Here is a 3,334-nt window from a genome sequence, read left to right as displayed (position 1 = left end):
CAACTGTTTCACGCGGGTCTGTATGATAAATCGGGCTTGGGACAAGCATAATGCCATCTGCACCAGCTTCCTGCGATGCTTGAGCCATAGCACAGGCGTCACGGGTTGCGGCTTCGTTGATGGTCATAATTGCGGGTTTGTCACCTGTGGACGCTTTTGCTGTTTTTAGAACGGCAATTTTCTCATCCTTGGAAAGCATAGAGCCTTCGCCAAGAGATCCTGCGACGATCAGGCCATCACAACCTGCATCCATCTGATAATCAAAGCAGCGTTTCATTTCTGCATGATCTAGATTATCGTTTTCGTCAAATTTTGTCGTGACGGCTGGGATAACGCCTTTCCACATGGTCTTATTCCTGTACTGATTATAAAAACTGTTAATGGGTCGTGTGGTGTGTCCGAAAGAAGAATACTCCCTATCGGACGTTCGCTAAAAACTTTTGTGTATGAACCGATTGGGGGGCAGCAAAAATCTGTTCTGGTGAACCCACTTCTTCCATGACGCCCTGATGGAAATAGGCAACACGATCAGACACATCACGGGCAAAGCCCATTTCGTGCGTGACACAAATCATGGTCATGCCTTCTTCGGCCAGAAGTCGCATGGTATCCAGAACTTCACCTACCAATTCGGGATCCAATGCCGACGTTGCTTCGTCGAACAGCATGTATTCCGGTTCCATAGCCAAGGCACGGGCAATGGCCAAACGTTGCTGCTGTCCGCCAGATAAGGCAGAGGGATAAACATCCAGCTTATCACCCAAACCAACATGCTTGAGTTGTTTTTCAGCAATGGATTTTGCTTGGTCTTTTGATGCTTTCTTGACGATCTTGGGGGCCAACGCAACGTTTTCCAAAGCGGTAAGGTGAGGGAACGAATTCCATTGCTGGAAAACCATGCCCAAGCGTTGGCGTAGCTTGTTTATGTCGGTTTTTTTGTCATGAACGGTGGTTCCGTCAACGACAACCTGACCTTGCTGGATTTCTTCCAAGCCATTGATACAATAGAGCAGGGTTGATTTTCCAGACCCGGAAGATCCGATAATGCTCAGAACTTCGCCTTTGCTGACATTCAGGTCGATCCCCTGTAGGACATGGAGAGCCCCGAAATATTTGTGGAGTTGTTTGATCTCTATCATGAGGTCCAACCTTCTTCGAGCTTTTTGGAGTATTTGGATAGCGGGTAAGACAAGGCAAAGTAAAATGCCCCGGCACATGCCAAAATTATAAAAGGTTCTTGAGTTCTGGTGATCAAAATTTGGGATGCGCGCAGCAATTCCAGATATCCAAGAACAGATACCAACGCACTATCCTTGATTACGCTTAACGCAACGCCAACCCAAGATGGGAAGACGGCCCGTAATCCAATGGGCCAGACCACATATCGCAAATCCTGCCAATAGGACATACCCAGTGATCTTGCCGCACGACGCATGGGGATACCAACGGCATCAATGCCACCGCGAACAACATTGGCAACAAGGGCTGCGGTGTAGAGGCTTAAAACAAAAGCACCAGCCGCAAAGGGGCCCATTTTCCACCCTATGATGGGGAAGAAGTTGTAAAACAGGATCAATTGAATGATCAAAGGGACGGATCTGAAGACGTCCAGAACAGTTCCAATAGTTGCCTGGGCAAACCATCTTGATGCTTGAAGCGCCCAGCCAAAGATACAACCCAGTATTGTGCCGATTGTGATTGATACGGCTGAAATGCCTAGTGTGCGACCTGCGGCTTCCCCTAGGAATAGTAAGTCTGTTGCCTGGAAGTCAGTGAAAAAGGATGCAGAGTTACTCATCTATTTGTCCTTTCTCAATATTTGAACAGACGTCGGGCAACAAGGTTTGATGCCAGAAGAATGATTTTGACGATGACGTAGTAAATTACAGCCGTCACGGCGAAGTATTCGAAAATGCGATAGGTCTTAGAAGCAAAGAACTGTGTTTCCCCAGATAGTTCGCGAAAGCCAACCAGCATTCCAAGCGAGCTCATCAACACAGCCCAAACCATTTGGTTTGTCATGGGGTGATAAACTATTTTCAAAACCTGTGGGATGATGATGCGTACGTACGTCTGTACCGCGGTCATACCCAATGATCTTGCCGCGCGAACCTGTGTTTCCGGTACGGCAAGAAAGCCACCGCGAAAGTTTTCAGCCAGATATCCGGCGTTGTTAAAGGTCAATCCCGCCAAGACAATCAAATAGGGGGAGAGGTGTAGGCCAAATGCGCCCAAGCCAAAGCCAAAGAAAAACAGCTGAAAAAGGGCCGGTGTATTTCTGGCGATCTCAACCCAGGTTGTTGCAATCTGGCGCAGTGGGGTTGGCCCTTTCATACGAAGAAGCGCTAAACCTAGCCCGATCGTGATGCCGAGCACCATCGATAGAACTGCGACTTCCAGCGTTAAGAGGCCAGCCTCTAGCAATTCCGGTAGTTTTCTGAATACCGGACGCCAGTGAAAATTATAATCCACAAGTATTACTCCGACTATTTCCGGGGCGATTATCGGGGCCAATCCCGGTAAAATATCGATCAATCACACTAAGTCGTGTTTTTCCTGAATGTGAGCCAAAATCTGGACCGAAAAGAAAGCCAAGAAGAGGGATGTTTGGTGAATAATCAGATATTGTCATGATAGCCAAACATCCCTTTAGATCACATATGTCAGATATAAACAGGTTTAGTACAGAACACCGGGGATACGAAGTTCTGGTGCTTCACCACCGACATAAGTGTTCCACAATTCCTGATAACGGCCTGAACGTACCTGATGGGTCACAAAAAGGTTCAGATAGTTAAGCCATGTAACGTCCTTGCGGGGGCCAACAACCGATGTGTAGTCTGTGGTCCATGGCATACGCGGGCCTGCGGAAATTGTGTCGTACTTTTCAACAATGGGCTTAACCGCCGTATTTGTTGTGATACCAACGTCGGCTTTACCTTGAGCGACAGCCAGAAAAACTTCGTTTTCGCTTTGGTATCCCTGATAAAGATCTTCTGTTCCCCATTTTTTTGCAATTTTGAGGAATTCCTGTTCCGGAACCGTACCAACAGCAGCGGCAACACGTTTGCCCTTCATGTCTTCGAAAGTTTTGATGCCGGTGTCTTTACCTACAACAGCCTGTGCAAAGTAAATTGCATAGGGAATGGAGAAACCAACCGTTTTGGCACGGGCGAGGGAATCAGATGTTCCGCCGAAAACAACGTCAGCAGAGTTGGTCACGATAACAGGCAAACGCTCTGCCCATGTCACAGGCAGGATTTCGTGTTCAACTTCCAACGCAGCGGCGAGGTCTTTACAGTATTCAACATCGAAACCAGCTGGTTCGTTATTG

General features: G+C 47.7%; 6 protein-coding genes. All 6 read right to left on the bottom strand.

The genetic code is table 11. The annotated features are described in order from the left end of the window. On the bottom strand, positions 1-346 hold a 346-nt coding region (locus tag Q0241_RS03665; protein WP_299373233.1), incomplete at its 3' end, for a dihydrodipicolinate synthase family protein. A gap of 70 nt (positions 347-416) precedes the next feature. Beyond that, positions 417-1,139 carry an amino acid ABC transporter ATP-binding protein gene (locus Q0241_RS03660; RefSeq protein WP_299373230.1) on the bottom strand — a complete coding sequence of 241 codons (723 nt, stop codon included), beginning with the start codon at positions 1,137-1,139 and terminating at the stop codon, positions 417-419. Then, on the bottom strand, positions 1,136-1,798 hold the full coding sequence (locus tag Q0241_RS03655; protein WP_299373227.1) for an amino acid ABC transporter permease: 663 nt from the start codon (positions 1,796-1,798) through the stop codon (positions 1,136-1,138). Before Q0241_RS03655 ends, Q0241_RS03660 begins: the two co-directional genes overlap by 4 nt. A 14-nt stretch (positions 1,799-1,812) precedes the next feature. Continuing rightward, a complete protein-coding gene (locus tag Q0241_RS03650) occupies positions 1,813-2,472 on the bottom strand; it encodes an amino acid ABC transporter permease (RefSeq protein ID WP_299373224.1) in 660 nt (219 codons plus the stop codon). After that, complete coding sequence (locus Q0241_RS03645; protein ID WP_299373221.1) at positions 2,462-2,632, bottom strand: hypothetical protein; 171 nt, start codon at positions 2,630-2,632, stop codon at positions 2,462-2,464. The genes Q0241_RS03650 and Q0241_RS03645 overlap by 11 nt, the downstream gene beginning before the upstream one ends. Positions 2,633-2,679: 47 nt before the next feature. Further along, on the bottom strand, positions 2,680-3,334 hold a 655-nt coding region (locus Q0241_RS03640; RefSeq protein WP_299373217.1), incomplete at its 5' end, for a transporter substrate-binding domain-containing protein.

Source organism: uncultured Kiloniella sp. (assembly GCF_937128705.1).
Taxonomy (GTDB): domain Bacteria; phylum Pseudomonadota; class Alphaproteobacteria; order Kiloniellales; family Kiloniellaceae; genus Kiloniella.
The sequence above is the reverse complement of the archived record's forward strand: the minus strand, read 5'-3'. Positions and strand labels throughout refer to the sequence as shown.

Coding starts and splice junctions, on each gene's coding strand:
- Q0241_RS03645 (WP_299373221.1), bottom strand. CDS start 2,632: ATGACAATATCTGATTATTCACCAAACATCCCTCTTCTTGGCTTTCTT.
- Q0241_RS03660 (WP_299373230.1), bottom strand. CDS start 1,139: ATGATAGAGATCAAACAACTCCACAAATATTTCGGGGCTCTCCATGTC.
- Q0241_RS03655 (WP_299373227.1), bottom strand. CDS start 1,798: ATGAGTAACTCTGCATCCTTTTTCACTGACTTCCAGGCAACAGACTTA.